16 protein-coding genes are annotated in these 22,190 nt (G+C 66.9%); 7 read left to right on the top strand and 9 right to left on the bottom strand.

What is annotated here, in order from left to right:
- Positions 1 to 68 precede the first annotated feature (68 nt).
- Positions 69 to 2,942 carry an excinuclease ABC subunit UvrA gene (gene uvrA / locus ACN5KJ_RS03315; RefSeq protein WP_418592048.1) on the bottom strand — a complete coding sequence of 958 codons (2,874 nt, stop codon included), beginning with the start codon at positions 2,940 to 2,942 and terminating at the stop codon, positions 69 to 71.
- 186 nt (positions 2,943 to 3,128) lie between these two features.
- On the opposite strand from uvrA, the gene ACN5KJ_RS03310 reads away from it, so the two are divergent.
- A complete protein-coding gene (locus ACN5KJ_RS03310; protein WP_418592047.1) occupies positions 3,129 to 5,306 on the top strand; it encodes a vWA domain-containing protein in 2,178 nt (725 codons plus the stop codon).
- A gap of 168 nt (positions 5,307 to 5,474) precedes the next feature.
- On the opposite strand, the gene ACN5KJ_RS03305 is transcribed toward ACN5KJ_RS03310, so the two are convergent.
- The 5 genes from ACN5KJ_RS03305 to ACN5KJ_RS03285 form a co-directional block, all read right to left on the bottom strand.
- Positions 5,475 to 6,566, bottom strand: coding sequence for an ABC transporter ATP-binding protein (locus ACN5KJ_RS03305; protein ID WP_418592046.1), 1,092 nt, complete (start codon positions 6,564 to 6,566; stop codon positions 5,475 to 5,477).
- A gap of 23 nt (positions 6,567 to 6,589) precedes the next feature.
- A complete protein-coding gene (locus ACN5KJ_RS03300; RefSeq protein ID WP_418592045.1) occupies positions 6,590 to 8,215 on the bottom strand; it encodes an alpha-amylase family glycosyl hydrolase in 1,626 nt (541 codons plus the stop codon).
- A 65-nt stretch (positions 8,216 to 8,280) separates the two neighbouring features.
- Entirely contained in the window at positions 8,281 to 9,432 is a 1,152-nt protein-coding gene (locus ACN5KJ_RS03295; RefSeq protein ID WP_418592044.1) for a carbohydrate ABC transporter permease, read from the bottom strand.
- A gap of 11 nt (positions 9,433 to 9,443) precedes the next feature.
- Complete coding sequence (locus ACN5KJ_RS03290; RefSeq protein ID WP_418592043.1) at positions 9,444 to 10,445, bottom strand: carbohydrate ABC transporter permease; 1,002 nt, start codon at positions 10,443 to 10,445, stop codon at positions 9,444 to 9,446.
- A gap of 57 nt (positions 10,446 to 10,502) precedes the next feature.
- On the bottom strand, positions 10,503 to 11,852 hold the full coding sequence (locus tag ACN5KJ_RS03285) for an ABC transporter substrate-binding protein (RefSeq protein WP_418592042.1): 1,350 nt from the start codon (positions 11,850 to 11,852) through the stop codon (positions 10,503 to 10,505).
- A 251-nt stretch (positions 11,853 to 12,103) separates the two neighbouring features.
- On the opposite strand from ACN5KJ_RS03285, the gene ACN5KJ_RS03280 reads away from it, so the two are divergent.
- The 5 genes from ACN5KJ_RS03280 (at position 12,104) to eno (ending at position 17,958) form a co-directional block, all read left to right on the top strand.
- Positions 12,104 to 13,129 carry a substrate-binding domain-containing protein gene (locus tag ACN5KJ_RS03280; RefSeq protein WP_418592041.1) on the top strand — a complete coding sequence of 342 codons (1,026 nt, stop codon included), beginning with the start codon at positions 12,104 to 12,106 and terminating at the stop codon, positions 13,127 to 13,129.
- A gap of 8 nt (positions 13,130 to 13,137) precedes the next feature.
- Positions 13,138 to 14,460, top strand: a complete 1,323-nt coding sequence (locus tag ACN5KJ_RS03275) for a GH1 family beta-glucosidase (RefSeq protein WP_418592040.1) — start codon at positions 13,138 to 13,140, stop codon at positions 14,458 to 14,460.
- Between the two features lie 6 nt (positions 14,461 to 14,466).
- Positions 14,467 to 15,426: an ROK family protein gene (locus ACN5KJ_RS03270; protein WP_418592039.1), complete on the top strand. Its 960-nt coding sequence runs from the start codon at positions 14,467 to 14,469 to the stop codon at positions 15,424 to 15,426.
- Between the two features lie 282 nt (positions 15,427 to 15,708).
- Positions 15,709 to 16,584 carry a DMT family transporter gene (locus tag ACN5KJ_RS03265; protein WP_418592038.1) on the top strand — a complete coding sequence of 292 codons (876 nt, stop codon included), beginning with the start codon at positions 15,709 to 15,711 and terminating at the stop codon, positions 16,582 to 16,584.
- Positions 16,585 to 16,683: 99 nt separating this feature from the next.
- Positions 16,684 to 17,958 carry a phosphopyruvate hydratase gene (eno, locus tag ACN5KJ_RS03260; protein ID WP_418592037.1) on the top strand — a complete coding sequence of 425 codons (1,275 nt, stop codon included), beginning with the start codon at positions 16,684 to 16,686 and terminating at the stop codon, positions 17,956 to 17,958.
- A 331-nt stretch (positions 17,959 to 18,289) separates the two neighbouring features.
- Here eno and ccmE read toward each other — a convergent pair whose 3' ends face one another.
- Both ccmE and argC read right to left on the bottom strand, forming a co-directional pair.
- Positions 18,290 to 18,733 (bottom strand): cytochrome c maturation protein CcmE, encoded by a 444-nt coding sequence (gene ccmE, locus ACN5KJ_RS03255; protein ID WP_347168058.1) that lies wholly within the window; start codon positions 18,731 to 18,733, stop codon positions 18,290 to 18,292.
- A 215-nt stretch (positions 18,734 to 18,948) separates the two neighbouring features.
- The gene (gene argC / locus ACN5KJ_RS03250; RefSeq protein WP_418592036.1) at positions 18,949 to 19,977 is read right to left on the bottom strand and encodes an N-acetyl-gamma-glutamyl-phosphate reductase; all 1,029 of its coding nucleotides are present in this window, start codon (positions 19,975 to 19,977) and stop codon (positions 18,949 to 18,951) included.
- A 343-nt stretch (positions 19,978 to 20,320) separates the two neighbouring features.
- On the opposite strand from argC, the gene ACN5KJ_RS03245 reads away from it, so the two are divergent.
- Positions 20,321 to 21,091 (top strand): DUF3592 domain-containing protein, encoded by a 771-nt coding sequence (locus ACN5KJ_RS03245; protein ID WP_418592035.1) that lies wholly within the window; start codon positions 20,321 to 20,323, stop codon positions 21,089 to 21,091.
- Positions 21,092 to 21,356: 265 nt separating this feature from the next.
- On the opposite strand, the gene ACN5KJ_RS03240 is transcribed toward ACN5KJ_RS03245, so the two are convergent.
- The gene (locus tag ACN5KJ_RS03240) at positions 21,357 to 22,169 is read right to left on the bottom strand and encodes a glutamate racemase (protein WP_418592034.1); all 813 of its coding nucleotides are present in this window, start codon (positions 22,167 to 22,169) and stop codon (positions 21,357 to 21,359) included.
- Between the last annotated feature and the right edge of the window lie 21 nt (positions 22,170 to 22,190).

The raw sequence follows: 22,190 nt of genomic DNA, 5'->3' as shown, positions 1-22,190 counted from the left end.
GACGAAGGGACCCCTATCGGGGTCCCTTTTCATGTCTGCCGCAACAGCCGCACCGAAAAGAGCGCGGCTTACTCTGCCGCGACCTTCTTCCGGGCTTCCAGCAACGGTTTCAGGTAGCGGCCCGTGTGGCTGCGCTCGACCTCGGCCACCTGTTCCGGTGTGCCGGTCGCCACGATCTCTCCGCCGCCGTCGCCGCCTTCGGGGCCGATGTCGATCAGCCAGTCGGCGGTCTTGATGACGTCGAGGTTGTGCTCGATCACCACGACGGAATTGCCCTGCTCCACCAGTTCATGCAGCACTTCCAACAGCTTGCGCACGTCTTCGAAGTGCAGCCCGGTGGTCGGCTCGTCGAGGATGTAAAGGGTCCGGCCGGTGGATCGCTTCGCCAGTTCCTTCGACAGCTTCACCCGCTGCGCTTCGCCACCCGACAGCGTCGTCGCCTGCTGCCCGACCTTGATATAGCCAAGCCCCACGCGCATCAGCGCATCCATCTTGTCGCGGATCGAGGGCACCGCCTTGAAGAACTCTTGCGCATCCTCCACCGTCATATCAAGAACGTCGGCTATACTCTTGCCCTTGAAGCGAATTTCCAAGGTCTCGCGATTGTAGCGCGCGCCCTTGCAGGTCTCGCAGGTGACGTAGACGTCGGGCAGGAAGTGCATCTCGATCTTGATCACGCCGTCGCCCTGACAGGCCTCGCAGCGCCCGCCCTTGACGTTGAACGAGAAGCGACCGGGCTTGTAGCCGCGCGCCTTGGCCTCTGGCAGACCGGCGAACCAGTCGCGGATCGGCGTGAAGGCCCCGGTGTAAGTCGCTGGATTCGAACGCGGAGTCCGCCCGATGGGGCGCTGATCGATGTCGATGACCTTGTCCAGATGCTCCAGCCCCTTGATGGTCTCGCAGGGTGCGGGCGTCTGGCGGGCACCGTTCAGCGCCATCGAGGCGGTCTTGAACAGCGTTTCGATGGTCAGAGTCGACTTGCCGCCACCGGACACCCCGGTCACGCAGACGAACTTGCCCAGCGGGAACTCTGCCGTGACCTCCTTGAGGTTGTTGCCGGTGGCCTTCACGACCTTCAATTTCTTCTTGTTGCCCTTGCGCCGTTCCGTCGGCACCGCGATCTCGCGCGTGCCCGCCAGATACTGCCCGGTCAGGCTGGCCGGGTCGTTGGTGATCGTCTCGGGCGTGCCATGGGCCACCACCTGCCCGCCATGCACCCCGGCACCCGGCCCGATATCGAAGACGTAATCCGCCTCGCGGATCGCTTCCTCGTCATGTTCGACCACGATCACCGTATTGCCCTGATCGCGCAGGTTTTTCAGCGTATCCAGAAGCCGCGTATTGTCGCGCTGGTGCAGCCCGATAGAGGGCTCGTCCAGCACATACAGCACCCCGGTCAGGCCGGACCCGATCTGGCTGGCCAGCCGGATGCGCTGGCTCTCGCCCCCCGACAGCGTGCCCGCATTGCGCGACAGCGTCAGATACTCCAGCCCCACGTTGTTCAGGAACCCCAGCCGCTCGCGGATTTCCTTGAGAATGGCGCGGGCGATCTCGTTCTTCTGGTTGGTCAGGTTGGCGGGCACCGTCTGGCACCAGTCGAAGGCCTGCTTGATCGACATTTCAACGACTTGCCCAACGTGCTTCAAGTCATCCCGCGACCCGATCCGCACCGCCAGGGCCTCTTCCCGCAGGCGATAGCCACCGCAGGCGCCGCAGGGACGATTGTTCTGATACCGCTCGAATTCCTCGCGAATCCAGGACGAATCCGTCTCGCGATAGCGCCGCTCCATGTTCGGAATGACGCCCTCGAAGACGCGGGTGACATTGTAGATGCGCCCGCCCTCGTCGTAGCGGAAGGCAATCTCCTCTTCGCCCGAGCCGTACAGAAACACCTGCTGCACATGCGCCGGAAGATCCTTCCACCGCGCGTTCTTGTCGAAATCGTAGTGTTTCGCGATGGCGTCGATGGTCTGCAGGAAATACGGCGACTTGCCCTTGCGCCAGGGCGCCAGCGCGCCGTCCTTGATCTTCAGCGTCTGGTCCGGCACCACCAGCCGTTCGTCGAAGAACAGCTCTACCCCCAGACCGTCGCACTCGGGGCAGGCACCGAAGGGCGCGTTGAAGGAAAACAGCCGCGGCTCGATCTCGGGGATGGTGAAACCGCTGACCGGACAGGCAAAGTTCTCGGAGAAGGTGATGCGCTCGGGCTCACCCTCCTTTGGCGCCGTTTCGAGGATGGCAATGCCATTGGCAAGGTCCAGCGCCGTGCGGAAGCTGTCCGCCAGCCGGGTCTCCATCCCCTCGCGCACCACGATCCGGTCGACCACCACGTCGATGTCATGGCGGAACTTCTTGTCCAGCGCCGGCGGCTCGTCCAGCTCGTAGAAGCTGCCGTCCACCTTCACCCGCTGAAAGCCCTGCTTGCGCAGCTCTATGAATTCCTTGCGGTATTCGCCCTTCCGGTCGCGGACGATCGGCGCCAGAAGATAGCCGCGGGTGCCCTCTTCCATGCCCATGACCCGGTCGACCATGTCCTGCACCTGCTGCGCCTCGATGGGCAGGCCGGTGGCGGGCGAATAGGGCGTGCCGACCCGGGCGAACAACAGCCGCATGTAGTCGTAGATCTCGGTCACCGTGCCGACGGTAGACCGCGGGTTCTTCGAGGTCGTCTTCTGCTCGATGGAAATCGCCGGCGACAGGCCGCTGATGTGATCCACATCGGGCTTTTCCATCATGTCCAGGAACTGCCGCGCATAGGCCGACAGCGACTCGACATAGCGGCGCTGCCCCTCGGCATAGATCGTGTCGAAGGCAAGGCTGGACTTGCCCGAGCCCGAAAGCCCGGTGATCACCACAAGCTCATCCCGCGGAATATCCACGTCGATATTCTTGAGGTTGTGCTCGCGCGCGCCGCGCACCTCGATATGCTTGAGTTCTGGCATCGCTCGTTCCCCGGTCTCGGCAGTGGTTAAGACATAGTTGAAATGACTCGCGGCGCCAATCGGAAAAGAAGAACGCAACAGGAACACTTGCGCGATGCCAAAAGGACGGTCAGGAATTCCGTCCTTGCCCGGACAGGCGGCGCTGCGCCACTGTGCCCGCACGTGAACCGACCGGGAGATTTCACCATGCAGGCTCGCCTGATTTATGCGGCGGCGCTGACCGCGCTGCCCTTTGCCGCGTCCGGGCAGGACTATGCCAATTCGATCCTCGTGCTTGATGCCTCGGGGTCGATGTGGGGCCAGATCGAGGGCGTGACCAAGATCGAGATCGCGCAGGGCGTGGTCGGCGACCTGCTGAACACCCTGCCCGAAAGCCAGCGCATCGGCCTGACCGCCTATGGCCACCGCACGCGCGGCGACTGCAGCGACATCGAGACGCTGGTGCAGCCCGGCGACAGCTCTCGGGCGCAGATCGCGGCGGCGGTGAACGCGATTCAGCCGCGCGGCAAGACGCCGATGACCGACGCCGTGGTGCAGGCCGCCGAGGCGCTGAAATACACCGAGGAGGCGGCCACCGTGATCCTCGTCTCGGACGGGATCGAGACCTGCAACCCCGACCCCTGTGCCGCCGCCCGGGCGCTGGAACAGGCGGGCATCAACCTGACCGTGCATGTCGTGGGCTTCGACGTCACCGACCCCGAGGCGCGGCGCCAGATGCAGTGCCTTGCCGACGAGACCGGCGGGCAGTTCCTCTCGGCTGGCAATGCCACGGAACTGGGCTCCGCGCTCGAAGAGGTCACGCAGGCGGCGCCCTCCTACACGGTGACCTTCGTCGCCATCGAGGGCGAGAACGGCCCGCAAAGCACCGACACGCTGATGTGGGACATCCAGCGCGGCGAAGAGATGCTGGCCGAGTTCGAGCCGGGCGCAACCCTGACCAAGGCGCTGACCGATGGCCGCTACAGCGTCTCGGTGATGCGCCCGCTGGACGAATCCACCGCAGAGGCCACCTTCGACGTATCGAGCGCCGAGCAGACCGTGACGCTGGTGCTGCCCTCGCTGCTGCCCGATGCCACCGTCAGCGGCCCGGCAGAGGCCCTGGCCGGCGCCACCATCCCGGTCGACTGGACCGGCCCGAACACGGATGGCGATTACATCGACGTCAGCCCGCTGGATGACACTGGATACATCAACTACGCCTACACCCGCGACGGCACGCCCGCGCAGCTGGTCATGCCGCCCGAGGCCGGCGATTACCAGATCCGCTACATCATGCGCGACGGGCGCACGGTGCTGGCGACGCAGGCGGTGACGGTCACGCCCGCGCCCGCCTCGATCGAGGTCGCCGAAACCGCCCCGGTCGGCGCCACGATCCCCGTGACATGGGAAGGCCCGAACTACGACGGCGACTACATCTCCGTCGCCCCGCTCGAGGAAGGCGGCTACATCAACTACGCCTATACCCGCGACGGCTCTCCGGCGCAGCTGGTCATGCCGCCCAAGCCGGGCACCTACGAGGTGCGATACGTCATGCGGCAGGACCGCACGGTGCTGGCCAGCCGCATCGTCGAGGTGACAGAGGTCGCCGTGACGCTGGACGCGGCAGAGACCGCCGCCGCAGGCGCGGCCCTGCCGGTGACCTGGGACGGCCCGAACTACGACGGCGACTACATCTCGGTCGCGAAACCCGGAGACAACGGCTACGAGGCCTATGCCTATACCCGCAACGGCAGCCCGGCCTCGGTCACCATGCCCGCCGCGCCCGGCACCTATGAACTGCGCTACGTGATGCGGCAGGACCGCACGGTTCTGGCCTCGCGCACGGTCGAGGTCGGCGCGGTTTCCGCCGCGCTGGACGTGGCCGAGACCGCCCGCGCCGGCGCCCCGATCCTGGTCGGCTGGGAGGGCCCCGGCTACGAACCCGACTACATCTCCGTCAGCAAGGCCGAAAACGAGGGCTACGACTTCTACGCCTATACCCGCAACGGCAACCCGGCGCTCCTGCAACTGCCCATCGAGCCCGGCGACTACGAGATCCGCTACATCGCCGCCAGCGACGGCAAGGTCGCCCTGACCCGCAAGACCATCACCCTGACCCCGATCGAGGCCACGGTGGAAGCCCCCGCGACCGCCCCGCGCGGCGGCCGCCTCGGCGTGACCTGGGAGGGCCCGGACTACAAGGGCGACTTCATTTCCGTCGCGGTCGCGGGCGACCCGGACAACAAGTATGCCGCCTATACATACACCTCCGAGGACAGCCCGCTGCAGGTCAAGCTCCCCGACCTGCCCGGCAACTACGAGGTCCGCTACGTGACCGGTCAGGACAAGAAGGTCCTCGCCAGACAGGCCGTGACCATCGAATGACCCCAAACGGGCCGACCCCATACCGGTCGGCCCGCCCCGGTCGCGGCAAAGCCCGAACAATCGGCGCGACCAGCCCTTCTTCTGTCCAAAAATATCCTGGGGGGAGCGCGCGCAGCGCGCGGGGGCAAAGCCCCCCGGTCGCCTGCCGCAGGGCAGGCGACACCCTTCTCAGCGATACAGCAGCGACCGCCCCTCGTGGAACAGATGCACCTTCCCGGGCGCCGCCCTCAGCGACACCTGCCGCCCGCGCATGTCGCGGTGAATACCCGGCAGCTTGCCGATCACCGCCTCCTGCCCCGCAGCCTTCCCGAAGTACAGCAGCGTCACCTCCCCCAGCGCCTCGGTGAAGGCCACCGTTCCGGTAAAGGCCGCCTGCCCCGGCTCGGCGGTCACGAAGTCCTCGGGCCGGATACCGACGTTCACCGCCAGCCCCCTGTCGGCATCGGTCGTCGGATAATCCGAGACCGCCGTGCCGCCGCCCTCCAGCGCCACGGTGGTCTGCGCGCCGGTCGCCGTCACCTTCCCGGGCAGCAGGTTCATCGCGGGAGAGCCGATGAAGCGCGCCACGAACTCGCTCTTGGGCTTCTCGTAAAGCTCCAGCGGCGCACCGACCTGCGCGATGCCCTTGTCGGCCAGCACCACGATGCGCGAGGCCAGCGTCATCGCCTCGACCTGGTCGTGGGTCACGTAGATCATCGTGCGGTCGGGCATCTGCTCCTTCAGTTGCGCGATCTCGATGCGCGTCGCCACCCGCAGCGCCGCGTCGAGATTCGACAAGGGCTCGTCGAAGAGGAAGACCTTGGGCTCGCGCACGATGGACCGCCCGATGGCGACCCGCTGCCGCTGCCCGCCCGAGAGCGCCTTGGGCAGGCGGTCGAGGTAGGGCTCCAGCTGCAGCATCTTCGCCGCCCGCGCGACCGAGGCCTCGATCTCTGCCGCCGGCTTCTTCGCCAGCTTCAGCGCAAAGGCCATGTTCTCGCGCACGGTCATATGCGGATACAGCGCGTAGCTCTGGAAGACCATGGCGATGCCGCGCTGCGCGGGCGGCACGTCGTTAACCACCTGCCCGTCGATTTCCAGCCTGCCGCCGGTGATCTTTTCCAGCCCCGCGATCATCCGCAACAGCGTCGACTTCCCGCAGCCAGACGGCCCGACGAAGACGATCAGCTCGCCCTGCCGGATGTCGAGGTTGATATCCTTCAGGACGTTGACCGTCCCGCCATAGGTCTTCTCGACATCCGTCAGTTTCAGATTGGCCATAGGTCCTCCCCCTTCGACCGCAGTTAACCCGCCTTCAACGCCAGCGCGGGCTGCCACGGCCCGAGATGCAGCTTGCCGTCCGGCGCCGGTGCCGCGCTGCCCAGCTCCTGCCCGATCTGGTGCCAGTCCCCCGTCGGCATCGCGATGGTCGCCGGCTCGGGGCTGAGGTTGATCGCGACAAAGATCTCCTCGCCGCCGCCCATGCGCGTGAAATGCACCACCTCGCCGGTATGCGAGACGCCGCCGTGGCCACCGCCGATCAGCGCCGGATGCGCGTGCCGGAAATGGATCGCCTTGCGGTAATGGTGCAGCAGCGCGCCCGGTTCTTCCTCTTGTACGGCGACGGCGCGGTTCAGATGCTCGTGGCTGACCGGCAACCAGGGGTGGCCGGTGGTGAAGCCGCCGTTCTGGTTCGACTGCTCCCAGACCATCGGCGTGCGGCAGCCGTCGCGGCCCTTGAACTCGGGCCAGAACTCTATGCCATAGGGGTCCTGTAGGTCCTCGAAGGCGACATCGGCCTCGGGCAGGCCCAGCTCTTCGCCCTGATACAGGCAGGCGGAGCCACGCAGGGTCAGGATCAGCGTGGCATAGGCGCGCTGCGCGGCGGGCGTCAGATCCCAGCGCGTGACATGGCGCGGCACGTCATGGTTGGAAAACGCCCAGCAGGCCCAGCCGTCCGAGGCGACCCGATCCACCTGCCCCATCACATCCGCCACGCGGGCGGCGGTCAGCTGGTCCTTAGCGAGGAATTCGAAGGCGTAGCACATATGCGCCTTGTCATTGCCCGAGGTGTACTCGCCCATGATCTCGAGCCCGCGCTGCGCGTCGCCCACCTCTCCGACGCAGGTGGTGCCGGGGTATTCGTCCAGAAGCGCGCGGAACCGCTTGAGAAATTCCAGGTTCTCGGGCTGGTTCTTGGAATAGAGGTGCTCCTGATGGTTATAAGGGTTCACCGAGGGCGCGATATTGGCGTTGCGCTTCTCGGGCGGCAGCGCGGGATTGCTGCGCAACTGCTTGTCGTGGATGTAGAAGTTGATCGTATCCAGCCGGAAGCCGTCGACGCCGCGATCCAGCCAGAAGCGGGTGACGTCCAAAAGCGCGTCCTGCACCTCGGGGCAGTGGAAATTCAGGTCCGGCTGCTCGACGAGGAAATTGTGCAGGTAATACTGCTCGCGCCGCGCATCCCACTGCCACGCCGGGCCACCGAAGATCGACAGCCAGTTGTTGGGCGGCGTGCCGTCGGGCTGCGGGTCGGACCAGACGTACCAGTCGGCGCGCGGGTTGCTGCGGCTGGCGCGGCTTTCCATGAACCACGGATGCTGCGCCGAGGTATGCGACAGCACGAGGTCGATCATCACCTTCAGCCCCAGCGTATGCGCCATCTCGACCAGCGCATCGAAATCCGACAGCGAGCCGAACATCGGATCGACGTCGCAATAATCGCTGACGTCATAGCCGAAGTCCTTCATCGGCGAGGTAAAGAAGGGCGAAATCCAGATCGCGTCGACACCCAGAGAGGCCACATGCGGCAGCCGCGCCGTGATGCCGTTGAGGTCGCCGATGCCGTCGCCGTTCGAATCCTGAAAGCTGCGCGGGTAGATCTGGTAGATCACCGCGCCGCGCCACCAGTCCTTGTTTTTGCTGCTCATCTCTGTCCTTTCCCGGCGGGCGCCTGTCCCGCCGTCTTTCCACAGGCCGGGCCTGTCGCCCTGCATTACTTCACCGATCCCGCCAGCAAGCCGCGCACGAGGTAACGCTGCATGGCGAAGAAGACCGCCAGCGGCACCGCGATACTGACGAAGGCGGCCGTGGCGAGGATCTCCCAGTTGCCGCCGCGCGTGCCCAGAAGCTCGACGATCTGGTTGGTCATCACCGTGGTCTGCCCGGTGGCGTCGATCAGGAAAACCTTGGCCACCAGAAGGTCGTTCCACGTCCAGAGGAACTGGAAGATGGCAAAGCTCGCCAGCGCCGGAAACGACAGCGGCAGGATGATCTTGGTGAAGATCTGGAACTCTGTCGCGCCGTCCACGCGGGCGTTCTCGATGATGTCGCGCGGCAGGCCGACCATGTAGTTGCGCAAGAGGTAGACCGCCAATGGCAGGCCAAAGCCCGTATGCGCCAGCCAGACCCCCAGGTAGCCCTTCCCGATGCCGATATTCAGGTGCAGCTTCAGCAGCGGGATCAGCGCCAGTTGCAAGGGCACCACCAACAGGCCGACCACGAAGGCGATCAGCAAAGCCCGGCCCGGGAAATCCATCCAGGCCAGCGCATAGGCCGCGAAGGCCGCCACGACGATGGGAATGATCGTCGCCGGGATCGTCACCGTCAGCGTGTTGAAGAAGGCCTTGCCCATGCCCTCGGCGCTGTTCGAGAACAGCAGGTAGCGGTAGTTGTCCAGCGTGAACTCGGGCGGGGTGGTGGCGGTGACAAAGACCCGCTCGCCGCGCCGCCCCGCCATCTCGACCTGCGATTCCAGCCGGTAATCGCCGTTTTCCATCACGGTGATGCGCTCGCCGCCGCGCATCTCGGCGGTATCGCCGGGCCGGTAGGCCGCCACGTCGCGCGCATTCGTCCCCCATGCCGAGATCGGCGCCGGGGCCACACCCTCCTGCGCGTAGAGATTGCCCTCGATGACGAAAAGCGCGCCTTCCTGCACCTGCTCTGACGGCGCGGCGGTGCGCAGGGTCAGGCTCTGCTCGGTGGGAACCAGCGCCTTCCACCAGCCCGAGCCGGAGATCTGGTCGGCAGTCCGGAAGGACGAGACCAGCAGCCCCACGGTCGGAAACAGCCAAAGCGCCACCAGCAGCACGACAGAGATATGCACCGCCCATGTCAGCGAGGATTTGGTGCCTGCAATCGTGTCCATCTCTCCGCCCCCTACCGCATTTCCCGGCGCGCGTTGCGCACGTTCCAGACAAGGATCGGTGTCACCAGAACCATGATCACGATGGCCGAGGCCGACCCCACACCCCAGTCGTTTGCGCGAAACAGCTTGTCGTACATGTAGTTGGCCAGAACCTGCGTCTGCCATTGCCCGTTGGTCATGGCAAAGACGATGTCGAAGACCTTCAGCACGACCAGCGTGATCGTCGTCCAGACCACCATGATCGTGGACATGATCTGCGGCACCTTGATCCTGAAGAAGATCTGGAAGGGGTTGGCGCCATCGACGATGGCGGCCTCGACGGTTTCCTCGGGGATGCCGCGCAGGGCCGCGCTCAGGATCACCATGGCAAAGCCGGTCTGGATCCAGATCAGCACGATCATCAGGAAGAAGTTGTTCCAGAACGGGATCGTCAGCCATTGCACCGGCCCCTCGCCCGACAGCCAGACATAGACCGCGTTCAGCACCCCGATCTGCTCGGACCCTTCCGGGCGGGCGTCGTAGACCAGTTTCCAGATCACCGCCGCGCCGACGAAAGAGATCGCCATGGGCATGAAGATCAGCGACTTGGCGATATTGCCCCATTTGATCCGGTCGGTCAGCTGCGCCGCCAGCAGGCCGAGGGCGGTCGAGGCGGCGGGCACCACCACCAGCCACAGCATGTTGTTGCGCATCGCCTCCCAGAACTTCGGCTCGGCCATCATGCGGCTGTAGTTGTCGAAGCCGACGAAGGCCCCGCCCTGCGCGCGGCTGGTGAAGGACAGGCGCAGGGTCTCGAAGACCGGGTAGGCAAGGTAAAGCGTCAGCGCAAAGAGCGCCGGAAACAGGAACAGCCAGGGCCGGATCATGTTGGCGCGGTTGATATTGCGCCCGGATTTCGGCCCCTTCGCCGGGAACAATACCCGGTCCAGCAGCATGTTCGAGAAGTAGAAATAGCCGAGACAGGCGCCGACGCCGATCACGATGGTCAACAACCCAAGCAGCGCCGGATGCATGGCCTTTCCTCCCCCGGTGTCGGGTGGCGGGGACCGGTCCGGCCCCCGCCCGCCGCCTTACTTCAGCGCGTCCCAGCTTTGCTGGATCTCGCCCGCCACGTCCTGTGCCGACTTGCCGCCGACATATTCCACCATGCCTGTCCAGAAGGTGCCCGCGCCCACGCCGCCGGGCATCAGGTCAGAGCCGTCGAAGCGGAAGGTGGTCGCGTTGGTCAGCACCTCGCCAAGGGCGCGCTGGGTGTCGTCGATATAGGCCTCGGGGTTGGCTGCGGTCAGCGGCGTCAGAAAGCCGGGCTGCGCCATCATCACCTCATGCGCGAAGGGCGTCTGCAGGAACCGCAGGAAGGCCTGCGTGGCCGCGCTGTCCTTGGTGACGCCCATCAGCGTGCCCGCGCCCAGCACCGGCTGGCCCAGGTCCTTGCCCTCGTAGGCCGGGAAATAGAAGAAATCCGCGTCCAGACCGACCTCTGTGCCTTCGGGGAAATAGGCCGGGATGAACGAGGCCTGACGGTGCATCATGCATTGCGGCGGCGCCTCGAAGAGGCCCTTGGGCGAGTCGCGGAAATCCGTCGCCGCCACCGACCCGGCACCACCCGCCACGTAATCGTCGTTCAGCGCGAACCATCCGAATTCCTCGATGGCCCCCACCACCTCGGGCGAGTCGAAGGGCAGCTCGTTGCCGACCCATGCGTCATAGGTCTCGGGCGGCTGGGTGCGCAGCATCAGATCCTCGACCCAGTCGGTCGCGGGCCAGCCGGTCGCGCCGCCCGACCCCAGCCCGATGCACCACGGTGTCTCGCCGTCCGCGACCATCTGCTCGGTCAGGGCCTTCAGCTCTTCCATGGTCTGGGGCACCTCGTAGCCGAAGTCCTCGAAGGTCTCGGGCACGTACCAGACCAGCGATTTCACGTTGACGTTGAAGAAGAAGCCGTAAAGCGCGTCCGTGCCGTCGGGCCCGGCGGCGGTGCCCAGATCGACCCAGGACTGGCCCGCGGCGTAGTTGTCCGTCACCCAGCCTGCGGTCTCTTCGCCCAGCGGTGTCAAAAAGCCACCTGCGGCCATATTGGCGGCCAGCCCCGGCTGCGGGAAGACGGCGATGTTGGGCGGCGATCCGGCCTCGGCGTCGATGACGATCTGCTGCTCCATCGAATCCGACCCGACATAGGTGGCGTTCGCCCCCGTCGCCTCGTTGAACAGACCCACCAGAATATTGAAGGCCTCGGCCTCTCCGGCCAGCCAGGGGCCAAGGATGGTGACGCTTTCGCCCGAAAAATCGCTGGCCTCGGCAAAGGCGTCGTAGCCGTCCCAGTCAAAGGGCCCCTCGCCCGGCGTCGGCATGGTCTGCGCCTGCGCCGTGCCCGCGACAAGCGCCGCAAGGGCCAGGCCGAGATAAAGCCGTCTCTTCATGGTGTCTCCTCCCGCCGGGGCAGCCGCCCAAGGCCACCTGCCCCTTTTGAAATCCAAGGACGCCTGACCCGCTTTAGCCAAAGCGCTTTGAGTGCAGTCACACTTTCTGACTCGCCCCATCCTGTCAACCAGACATAACTTATTCGTAAAGGAATTTCACGCTGCAACGCAGCTACCAGCGCCGCGATGCGGCATCACCCGGGTGCATGGAATGCCTTGAATAGCCGAAGCGCTTTGGGTCATATGAAGCCATGAACCTGAAGCAACTCTCGGAACATCTGAAGCTTTCGCAGACCACGGTCAGCCGCGCCCTGAACGGCTACCCCGAGGTCAGCGAGGCCACCCGCCAGCGGGTGATGAAAGCCGCGCGCGACCTGCATTACAGCCCCAACCTGCGCGCCAAGGGCCTTGCCACCGGGCGCGCGCAGGCCATCGGTCACGTGCTGCCGATTTCCACCCAGCACGAGATGGTGAACCCCATCTTCGGCGACTTCATCTCGGGCGCCGGGCAGGCCTATGCCAAGGCCGGCTACGAGATCGTCATCAGCCTTGTCGGCGACGACGACGAGGAAGCCGCCTATCGCAACATCCGCCTGCGCGGCAGTGTCGACGGCATCATCGTGCACGGGCCGCGCATGAAGGACCCGCGCATCCCGCTGCTGACAGAGCTTGGCCTGCCCTTCGTGGTGCATGGCCGCGCGTCGCAGATCGACACGCCCTATTCCTGGCTCGACACCAACAACCTGCGCGCCTTCACCCGGGCGACAGAGTTCCTTCTGGATCTCGGCCACCGCCGGATCGGGCTGATCAACGGGCTGGAGTTCATGGACTTCGCCTTCCGCCGCCGCGAGGGCTATGTCACCGCCCTGACGGCGCGCGGACTTGCCCCCGACCCGGCGCTGATGCGGTCCGGCGAAATGACCGAGGTCTACGGCTTTCGCAGCGCGCAGGAGATGCTGGCCGGGCCGGATGCGCCGACCGCCTTCCTGGCCTCGTCGATGATCGCCGCGCTTGGCGTGCGCCGCGCGATCCACGCCGCCGGGCTGGAGATGGGGCGCGACGTCTCGGTGATCACCCATGACGACGACCTCGGCTATCTCGGGAACGGGCAGGACGTGCCGCTCTTCACCGCGACGCGGTCCTCGGTGCGCGCCGCCGGGACCCGCGCCGCCGAGATGCTGCTGCAGCTGATCCGCGAGCCGGGGCATCCGCCCCTGACCCAGATGATGGAGGCCGAGCTGATCATCGGCAGCTCCACCGGACCGGCCCGCCGCTGAGGAGAGACATGCGACACAAGCGATCCGACTTCCCCGAGGGCTTTCTGTTTGGTGCCGCCACCTCCAGCTATCAGATCGAGGGCCAGTCCTTCGGCGGCGCCGGGCGCACCCATTGGGACGATTTCGCCGAGACGCCGGGCAATGTGGTGCGGGGCGAAACCGGCGCGCGAGCCTGCGACCATTACCACCGCTACGCCGAAGACCTCGACCTGGTCGCGGCAGCGGGCCTCGATGCCTACCGCTTCTCGATCAACTGGGCGCGGGTGCTGCCCGAGGGGCGCGGGGCGGCGAATGCCGAGGGGCTCGATTTCTACGACCGGCTGACCGACGCCATGCTGGAGCGTGGGCTGAAGCCCTGCGCGACGCTCTACCACTGGGAAATGCCCTCTGCGCTGGCGGACCTCGGCGGCTGGCGCAACCGCGACGTGGCGCAGTGGTTCGGCGATTTCACCGAACTGGTCATGCGGCGGCTGGGCGACCGGATGTTCTCTGTCGCACCGATCAACGAGCCCTGGTGCGTGGCCTGGCTGTCGCATTTCGAGGGCCACCATGCGCCGGGCCTGCGCGACATCCGGGCGACGGCGCGGGCCATGCACCATGTGATGCTGGCCCATGGCACCGCGATCCAGCGGATGCGCGGGCTGGGCATGGGCAACCTCGGCGGGGTCTTCAACCTGGAATGGGCCAGCCCCGCCGACGACAGCCCCGAGGCGCAGCAGGCGGCGGCCCGCCACGACGCGATCTACAACCGCTGGTTCATGGGCGGCGCCTTCAAGGGGGAATACCCCGCGCTGGCGCTGGAGGGGCTGGAACCGCATATGCCCAAGGGCTGGCAGGACGATTTCGGCACCATCACCGCGCCGCTCGATTGGTGCGGGATCAACTACTACACGCGCAGGGTTCTTGCCCCTGCCCCCGGTCCCTGGCCGCAAGTGCAACCCGTGGAAGGCCCGCTGCCCAAGACCTTCATGGACTGGGAGATCTACCCCGACGGCCTGCATGCCTTCCTGACCCGCACGGCGCGGGACTACACCGGCGACCTGCCGCTTTACGTGACCGAGAACGGCCTTGCCTCTTCGGACGAACTGCACGGTGAAACGATCGACGATCCATGGCGCAATGAATTCCTCGACGCGCATCTCGACGCCTGCCGCCGGGCCGTGGCCGAGGGGGTGCCGCTGAAGGGCTACATGATCTGGTCGCTGCTGGACAATTACGAATGGGCGCTGGGATACGAGAAGCGCTTTGGCCTTGTCCACGTCGATTTCGACACGCTTGAGCGCAGGCCGAAAACATCCTACCACGCGCTTGCCGAGGCACTGAAAGGCTGACCCCCCATGCGAGACGCGCTCTCTGTCGTGGCCGATATCGGCGGCACCAACACCCGCGTCGCACTGGCGCGCGGACCGCAGGTGCTGACCGACACGATCCGGCGCTACCGCAATGCCGAACACCCGGGGATCGCGCCGGTGCTGAAGGATTTCCTGTCGCGCCACGACACGCGGCCAGAGGCCGCCTGCGTCGATATGGCCGGGCCGGTGAAGGACGGGGTCGGCACGCTGACGAACCTCGACTGGCGCGTCGATGCCACGGCGCTGCAACAGGCGACCGGCGCGGGGGTCGTGGCGGTGCTGAACGATCTTCAGGCGCAGGGCCACGCGGTGGCCCATATCGCCGGCGACGCCCTTGTGCCGGTGCTGCCCGGCGCCGCCGCCGCCCCGGATGCCGCCCGGCTGGTGGTGAACGTGGGCACCGGGCTGAACGCCGTGCCGGTGTTCCGGCAGGCCGGGCTGACGCTGGTGCCCGCCGCCGAGGCCGGGCACCTGACCCTGCAGGCGCTGAACGACGAGGAGATGCGGCTGCTGAAATGGATGCAGGCGCGACACGGCAATACCGGGATCGAAGAGATCCTGTCCGGGCGCGGGCTGGAACGGCTTTATGCCTGGGCCTGCGAGGACGAGGGCGCGGGAAGGCCGCTGGAGGCTGCCGCGATCATGGCGGCCTATACCGCCGGAGAGGCCCGGGCTGCGCGGGTCGTCCGGATCTTCGTGCGCTATCTCGCGCGCTATACCAGCGACCTCGCCCTGATCACCCTGCCCTTCGGCGGCATCTACCTTGTCGGCGGCGTGGCGCGCCACCTCGGGCCCCACCTCTTGGACGCGGGCTTTGCCGAGGCCTTCGCCGACAAGGGCCGTTTCGCCGATTTCATGGGACAGTTCCCCGTGCACCTGGTGACGGATGATTACGCGGGGCTGCGCGGCTGCGCGGGCCATATCGCCGAACGGCTGCCCGGGTGAATGTGGTTTCGCCTGCCCTGCGGGCAGGCGCCCGGCCGGGGAGGCTCTGCCTCCCCGGACCCCTCCGAGGTATTTTGGGACCAAAGAAGCACGGGATCGCCCGGGCCGGCGCGACCCCGAGCCGACCGACGGCGGCCGAGCCCTGGGGTGTTGCACCGGGCACAGGGCGCCGGGCCTGACGGTGACAGCCGGGCGGATCGGGGCCGAGCCGGTTTGCGCCCCGCTCTTGCACCCCGGCGGGAAACCTGCGTCTTGTCCGCGCGCAACCACCCCGGAGGCCCCATGATCCTGCGCGCCATTTCCCTGATGATCCTCGCCATGGCCCTGCTGGCCGGATCCGACGTCTTCTTCAAGCTCTCGACGGCGCTGGCGCCGGCCGGGCAGGTCATGACGCTGGTGAGCCTTGGCGGCACCGCCGCCTTTGTCGCGCTGGCCGGCGCGATGGGCACCCCGGTCTTCGGTCGCGACGCCCTGCATCCGCTGGTCATGCTGCGCAACGGGCTGGAGATCCTCGCCGCGATCGGATTGCTGTATGCGCTGAAATACGTGCCGCTGCCGATCTTTGCCGCGATCATGCAGGGCGGGCCGCTGGTGGTGGTTCTGGGCGCCGCGATCTTCCTGAAGGAGCAGGTCGGCTGGCGGCGCTGGACCGCCGTGGGCGTCGGCATCCTGGGCATGCTGCTGGTCATCCGCCCCTTCGGCACCGGCTTCACCGGGCATGAGTTCTGGGCCATCCTCGGCGTCGTCAGCCTGGCCGCGCGCGATCTGGTGACGCGGCTTTCGCCGCCGCATATCCCCTCGCTGGCCATTTCGACCTGGGGCTTCGCCGCGACGATCCCGGTGGGGCTGGTGATCTGGAGCATGGAGGGCCTGCCGCCGCAGCTGGAGGCGCCCGCGTTATGGGCCATCGCCGGGGCGATCCTGTTCACCACCACCGGCTATCTTGCCATCACCACCGCCATGCGGCTGGCCCCGGCCTCGGTGGTCTCGCCCTTCCGCTATGCGCGGCTGGTCTTCACCACCGGGCTGGGCATCCTGATCTTCGGCGACCGGCCCGATGCCATGACGCTGCTGGGCGCCGCCATCATCCTCTGCGCCGGGCTCTACACCTTCCTGCGCGAGCGTCGCCTTGCACGCGAGGGCGAGACCGGCGCCTGAGAGCGGTTCCCGGACCCGTTATCGCTAACGCCGTAACATTTGCACGTTCCCCCGCGTTTGCTATGACTGCACGCGACTCAATCCACCGGAGGTTGCCCCATGAGCACCATCATCGACATCCATGCCCGCGAGATCATCGACAGCCGGGGCAACCCCACCGTCGAGGTCGACGTGACCCTCGAAGACGGCACGATGGGCCGCGCCGCCGTGCCCTCGGGCGCCTCGACCGGCGTGCATGAGGCGGTCGAGCGCCGCGATGGCGACAAGGCGCGCTACATGGGCAAGGGTGTGCTGGAGGCCGTGGCCGCCGTGAACGGCGAACTGGCCGAGGCCATCGTCGGTTTCGACGGCATCGATCAGGTCGGCATCGACATGGCGATGATCGAGCTCGACGGCACCGAGAACAAGGGCCGGCTGGGCGCCAATGCGATCCTCGGCGTCTCGCTTGCCGTGGCCAAGGCCGCCGCCGATTACACCGGCCAGCCGCTCTATCGCTACGTCGGCGGCGCCTCGGCGCGCACCCTGCCGGTGCCGATGATGAACATCATCAACGGCGGCGAGCACGCGGACAACCCCATCGACATCCAGGAATTCATGATCATGCCGGTCGCCGCGGAGAACATCCGCGAAGCCGTGCGCATGGGGTCGGAAGTCTTCCACACGCTGAAGAAAGAGCTTTCGGCGGCGGGCATGTCCACCGGCCTCGGCGACGAGGGCGGCTTTGCGCCCGAACTGAAGGGCACCCGCGACGCGCTCGACTTCATCCTGAAAAGCATCGAGAAGGCGGGCTACAAGCCGGGCGAGGACATCCACCTGGCGCTCGACTGCGCCGCGACCGAGTATTTCCGCGACAACACCTACGAGATGAAGGGCGAAGGCAAATCGCTGTCGATCGCCGAGAATGTCGACTACCTTGCCGCGCTGGTCGCGGACTACCCGATCATCTCGATCGAGGACGGCTGTTCCGAGGACGACTGGGAGGGCTGGACCCTGCTGACTGAAAAGCTGGGCGACAAGGTCCAGCTTGTCGGCGACGACCTCTTCGTCACCAACCCCAAGCGCCTCGCCATGGGGATCGAGAAAGGCGCTGCCAACTCGATGCTGGTCAAGGTCAACCAGATCGGCACCCTGACCGAGACCCTGCAGGCGGTCGAGATGGCGCATCGCGCGCGCATGACCAATGTCATGTCGCACCGCTCGGGCGAGACAGAGGACGCCACCATTGCCGACCTCGCCGTCGCCACCAACTGCGGCCAGATCAAGACCGGCTCGCTGGCGCGCTCTGACCGGCTGGCCAAGTACAACCAGCTGATCCGCATCGAAGAGATGCTGGGCGAAACCGCCCTCTACGCGGGCCGCTCGATCCTGCGCTGACGACAGATACGGACCGGCCCCCGCCGCAGGGGGCCGGTTCGACGCCTGGTCCCCGGGTCTTTCCCGCTTGGCCGAAAGACGGCGCAGCGGTCGGGCTGAACAGCCCGCGCAGGGGGTCAGGTCTTGCGATGGGCGATAGCCGCGGCTCCCGCACGGCAGCGGTTTCGTCCTCATTGCCCTGCGAACAGTCCGGCGCCTCAGTCCCCCTCACGCCTCGGGAACAAAGCCCTGCGCGGCATCGGTCGCAGGCCCGCCACGCCACGGCCACCAGGCCCGCGCCGCCACTCGGACACCGACCCGAACAGAGCCGCACCCACCCCTGCGCGCTCCGTCAGCTTTCCGGGTCCTGGTAGACCCCCTGCTCCTTCAGCGCGTCCACGACTTCCTTCGGCATGTAGGTCTCGTCATGCTTGGCCAGGATCTCCGAGGCCTGAAAGACCCCGTCGACATAGCGCCCGGTCCCCACCATGCCCTGGTTCTCTTCGAAAAGATCCGGCAGCACGCCGGAAAAGACCACCGGCACCGTCGCCCCGCCATCGGTCACGCTGAAGCGGATCTCGCTGCCCGCGCCGCGCACAAGCGTGCCCTCCTCGACCAGCCCGCCGATGCGAAAGACCTCGCCGGGCTGCGGCGGCTCGGCCATGATCTGGCTGGGGGAGCGGAAGAAGTTGATGCCGTCGCGCATGGCATAGCCGATCAGCCCGCTGGACACGATCAGGGCCACCGCCGCCAGCGCGATCACCTGCACGCGACGCTTCTTCTTCAGGGACATCAGGGCCACAGGTCACCTCCCTCTCCGGCACTCGGGCGCAATATAGTCCACGCGGCCCGATGTTGCGAGAGACCGCGCCTTTTGCCGCAGCCCCCCTTCTCTTTGGCGAAAGTACCGCGGGGTCCGGGGCAGCGCCCCGGCGGGGGTTTGGGGGCCTCAGCCCCCAAGAGGGGATGCGCGCCGAAGGCGCCCCGCCGGATCACCCCGCCGCAGCCCGTTCAGGGGAAACAGGGCGCCAGCATCAGACCGGCGGTCTCTTCGACCCCCAGCATCAGGTTGGCATTCTGCAAGGCCTGCCCCGAGGATCCCTTGCACAGGTTGTCCAGCGCCGCGACGACGATCACCCGCCCCGGGCGCCGGTCCGCGACCACCCCGATATGCACGAAGTTGGACCCCCGGACGTGATGCGTCGACGGGGTCTCGCCCATGGGCAGCACCTCGACGAAGGGTTCCTCGGCATAGGCCTGCTGCAGCGCCTCCAGCACCGCCTCCGCCTCGCCCCGGACATAGGCCGTGGCAAGGATGCCCCGGTTGAACGGCCCCAGGTGCGGGGTGAACTGGATCTCTACCGGGCGCCCTGCCAGCGCGCTGAATTCCTGGTCGAACTCGCCCAGGTGCCGGTGCGTGCCGCCGACCGCATAGGCATTGGTGCCCTCGGACAGCTCTGCATGCAGCAGGTTTTCCTTCAGCGACCGGCCCGCGCCGGACACCCCGCATTGCAGGTCGAGGATGATCTCGTCGAGGTCGATCAGGTCGCGCTCGATCAGCGGCCGCAGGATATACTGACCCGTCGCCGCGTTGCAGCCGGTGCCCGCCACCAGCCGGGCCTCCGCAATGGCCTCGCGGTAGAACTCGGTCAGGCCGTAGACCGCCTCTTCCTGCATCTCGGTGGCGCCATGCGCGTTGCCGTACCACTTGCGGTAATCCTCGGGGTCGCGCAGCCGGAAATCCGCCGAGAGGTCGACGATCTTCACCGTCTTCGGCAGCTTCGAGATCACCTCCTGCGAGGTCTTGTGCGGCAGGGCGCAGAAACACAGGTCGATCGCGTCGAAGTCGATCTCTTCCCATGTCACCAGGTCCGGCAGGTCGAGGTGGCGCAGGTGCGGAAAGACCGCCCCCATGCCCTGCCCGGCCTTCGAGTTCGCGGCCAGCGCCTTGATCTCGAAAGAGGGATGCGTGGCCAGAAGCCGGATAAGCTCTGCCCCGGTATAGCCCGAAGCGCCGATGATGGCGATGGAATGAGACATGTGGGTCCCCTTGGTCTGAGGCGCCTCGCGCGCCGCGTCATGATGGAAGGCAAAGGAAGGGAGGCCGCGAAACGGCCCCAACGGTCACTGTCGTCGCAATACCTGGAACGGCGCTGGGGCCATGAGACGTCTCCTTTGGCAAACAGATAGCCGCCCCCTGCCCGGCAATCAACGCCAAAGGCGCGCGGGACCCACCCCGCGGTGGGCGGTGACAGCCTGCGCCGCACCGGCCCGGATGCGGCGGGCGTCACGGGCCAGGGCCCAGGCAGGGAATGCCCGACTTGCCGCCACCGCCGCCAAGCCCCACCCTGTCGGCACATACCCCCCCGTAGAAGGACACCCCATGGCCCATGTCGCACAGGATCACCCGGTCTCATTCCTGCGCCTGTTCTGGCGCATGGGCGGATGGCTGGCGCTGATTTGCGGGGCCGCCCTGCTGCTGCTGACCCTTGTCAGCCACCTCACCCTTGGCCTTGCGCAACGCTTCGAGGCCGAAGGCATCGAGACCCGCGCCCGGGTGATCGACCGCTATTACACCGAAAGCACCGACAGCGACGGCGACAAGACCATCACCTATTACCTCGAGATCGACTTCGAGACCGACGGCGGCCGCCCGATGCGCCTGAAACCCTCGGTCGGCAGCGGGCTCTACAACCGCACCCGGATCGGCGACGACATCCCGGTCTGGTATCTGCAATCCGATCCCTCGCGGATCGAGACCCGGCGCGGCCAGAACCGCAGCGCCGCCACCGTGACGCAGGTCATCGGCGCGGTCTTCGGGCTGCTCATGCTGGGGGCGCTCTGGTTCCCCGGCAGCAAGGCGGTCGCCGCGCTGCGCGCCCGGCGCTACGGGCGCCGCGACAGGGCCGAGGTGACCGGGCTGAAAAAGACCGGCTGGACCGTCAACGGCGAACACCGCTACCGCCTGCAATGGCGCGACAGCGCGGGCCACGGCGGCGAGAGCCTCGCCTACAGGCGCGACCAACTGACACCCTACCGCATTGGCAGCACGGTGCCGGTCTACCACGGCCTCCGGCGGACCTGGTGGGAGGGCGATGTCGGCCCCTCGCGCCACACCCGCGACGCAGAGGGCTACCCGGTTCACGGCGGCTGACCCGGCACCCGGATGCCCCGCGGCGAACCCACTCAATCGTGCGGGCGGTCAGGTCATGCCCCTCCGCAGCGACAAACCCGGCTGCCACAGGGGCGGCTCCAGCCAGCGCGCGAACCTCTACCGGCTAGCCTGCCGGACCCCGGTCGGTGCCGCCCGCGACGCGGACGGCCCCCGACCATGACCGGCACAAACCAAGGCGCTCCGGCCTCGCGCAGAGGAGGCGACGCGGCTTCTGCCGCCTCTGGCAACCACCAAGCGGAACCGCTCAGGCCTTGGTGAAGACGATCTGCCGCTTCAGGAACTGGGTGGCATTGCGCGACACCCGAGCCGGGTCGCCGGTGGTCAGGAACCCGCTTTCCGTCCCCGGGCCGATCATCGAGGGATGGCGCGTCAGGTAATCCGCCAGCGAGGCCGCCACCAGATTGGCCTGCGAATAGACCGAGACCTCGGGCCCCAGCGCGTCCTGAAAGACCTCGTCCATCAGCGGGTAATGGGTGCAGCCGAGGATCGCCGCCTCGGGATGCGGCAGCTTGCGCTTCAACGCGTCGACATGGCTGCGCACGAGCGCCTCGGCAAGGATCATGTCCCCCTCTTCGATGGCATCGACCAGCCCGCCGCAGGCCTGCGCCTCGACATCGACGCCGATGGCGCGGAAGGCCAATTCGCGCTGGAAGGCGCGGCTGCTGACCGTCGCGGGCGTCGCGAACAGCGCCACATGTTTCACCGCCACCTCGCGCGGGGGCGAGTTGTCGCCCCACTGGCGCTCTGTCAGGGCCTCGATCAGCGGCACGAAGACGCCCAGCACCCGCTTGTCGCGCGGCACCCAGGATTCCTGCATCCGGCGCAGCGCCGCCGCGCTTGCGGTGTTGCAGGCGAGGATCACCAGGTCGCAGCCCGCCGCCCAGAGCCGTTCCACCGCCGCCGTGGTCAGGCGATAGATGTCATCCGCATCGCGCACCCCGTAAGGCGCGTGACTGTTGTCGCCAAAGTAGACGAAGGGCACGTCGGGAAGACGCTTCGACACCGCGTCCAGCACCGTCAGTCCCCCAAGCCCGGAATCGAAAATCCCTACTGCCATCTTGCCTCTCCCGGCGCGCTT

It is taken from the genome of Ponticoccus sp. (in: a-proteobacteria) (genome assembly GCF_048381735.1).
This window is presented reverse-complemented; position numbering and strand designations above follow the sequence as displayed.

What these genes read in the sequence shown, in the direction of transcription:
- uvrA (WP_418592048.1), bottom strand. Translation starts at nt 2,942, where the DNA reads ATGCCAGAACTCAAGCATATCGAGGTGCGCGGCGCGCGCGAGCACAAC.
- ACN5KJ_RS03310 (WP_418592047.1), top strand. Translation starts at nt 3,129, where the DNA reads ATGCAGGCTCGCCTGATTTATGCGGCGGCGCTGACCGCGCTGCCCTTT.
- ACN5KJ_RS03305 (WP_418592046.1), bottom strand. Translation starts at nt 6,566, where the DNA reads ATGGCCAATCTGAAACTGACGGATGTCGAGAAGACCTATGGCGGGACG.
- ACN5KJ_RS03300 (WP_418592045.1), bottom strand. Translation starts at nt 8,215, where the DNA reads ATGAGCAGCAAAAACAAGGACTGGTGGCGCGGCGCGGTGATCTACCAG.
- ACN5KJ_RS03295 (WP_418592044.1), bottom strand. Translation starts at nt 9,432, where the DNA reads ATGGACACGATTGCAGGCACCAAATCCTCGCTGACATGGGCGGTGCAT.
- ACN5KJ_RS03290 (WP_418592043.1), bottom strand. Translation starts at nt 10,445, where the DNA reads ATGCATCCGGCGCTGCTTGGGTTGTTGACCATCGTGATCGGCGTCGGC.
- ACN5KJ_RS03285 (WP_418592042.1), bottom strand. Translation starts at nt 11,852, where the DNA reads ATGAAGAGACGGCTTTATCTCGGCCTGGCCCTTGCGGCGCTTGTCGCG.
- ACN5KJ_RS03280 (WP_418592041.1), top strand. Translation starts at nt 12,104, where the DNA reads ATGAACCTGAAGCAACTCTCGGAACATCTGAAGCTTTCGCAGACCACG.
- ACN5KJ_RS03275 (WP_418592040.1), top strand. Translation starts at nt 13,138, where the DNA reads ATGCGACACAAGCGATCCGACTTCCCCGAGGGCTTTCTGTTTGGTGCC.
- ACN5KJ_RS03270 (WP_418592039.1), top strand. Translation starts at nt 14,467, where the DNA reads ATGCGAGACGCGCTCTCTGTCGTGGCCGATATCGGCGGCACCAACACC.
- ACN5KJ_RS03265 (WP_418592038.1), top strand. Translation starts at nt 15,709, where the DNA reads ATGATCCTGCGCGCCATTTCCCTGATGATCCTCGCCATGGCCCTGCTG.
- eno (WP_418592037.1), top strand. Translation starts at nt 16,684, where the DNA reads ATGAGCACCATCATCGACATCCATGCCCGCGAGATCATCGACAGCCGG.
- argC (WP_418592036.1), bottom strand. Translation starts at nt 19,977, where the DNA reads ATGTCTCATTCCATCGCCATCATCGGCGCTTCGGGCTATACCGGGGCA.
- ACN5KJ_RS03245 (WP_418592035.1), top strand. Translation starts at nt 20,321, where the DNA reads ATGGCCCATGTCGCACAGGATCACCCGGTCTCATTCCTGCGCCTGTTC.
- ACN5KJ_RS03240 (WP_418592034.1), bottom strand. Translation starts at nt 22,169, where the DNA reads ATGGCAGTAGGGATTTTCGATTCCGGGCTTGGGGGACTGACGGTGCTG.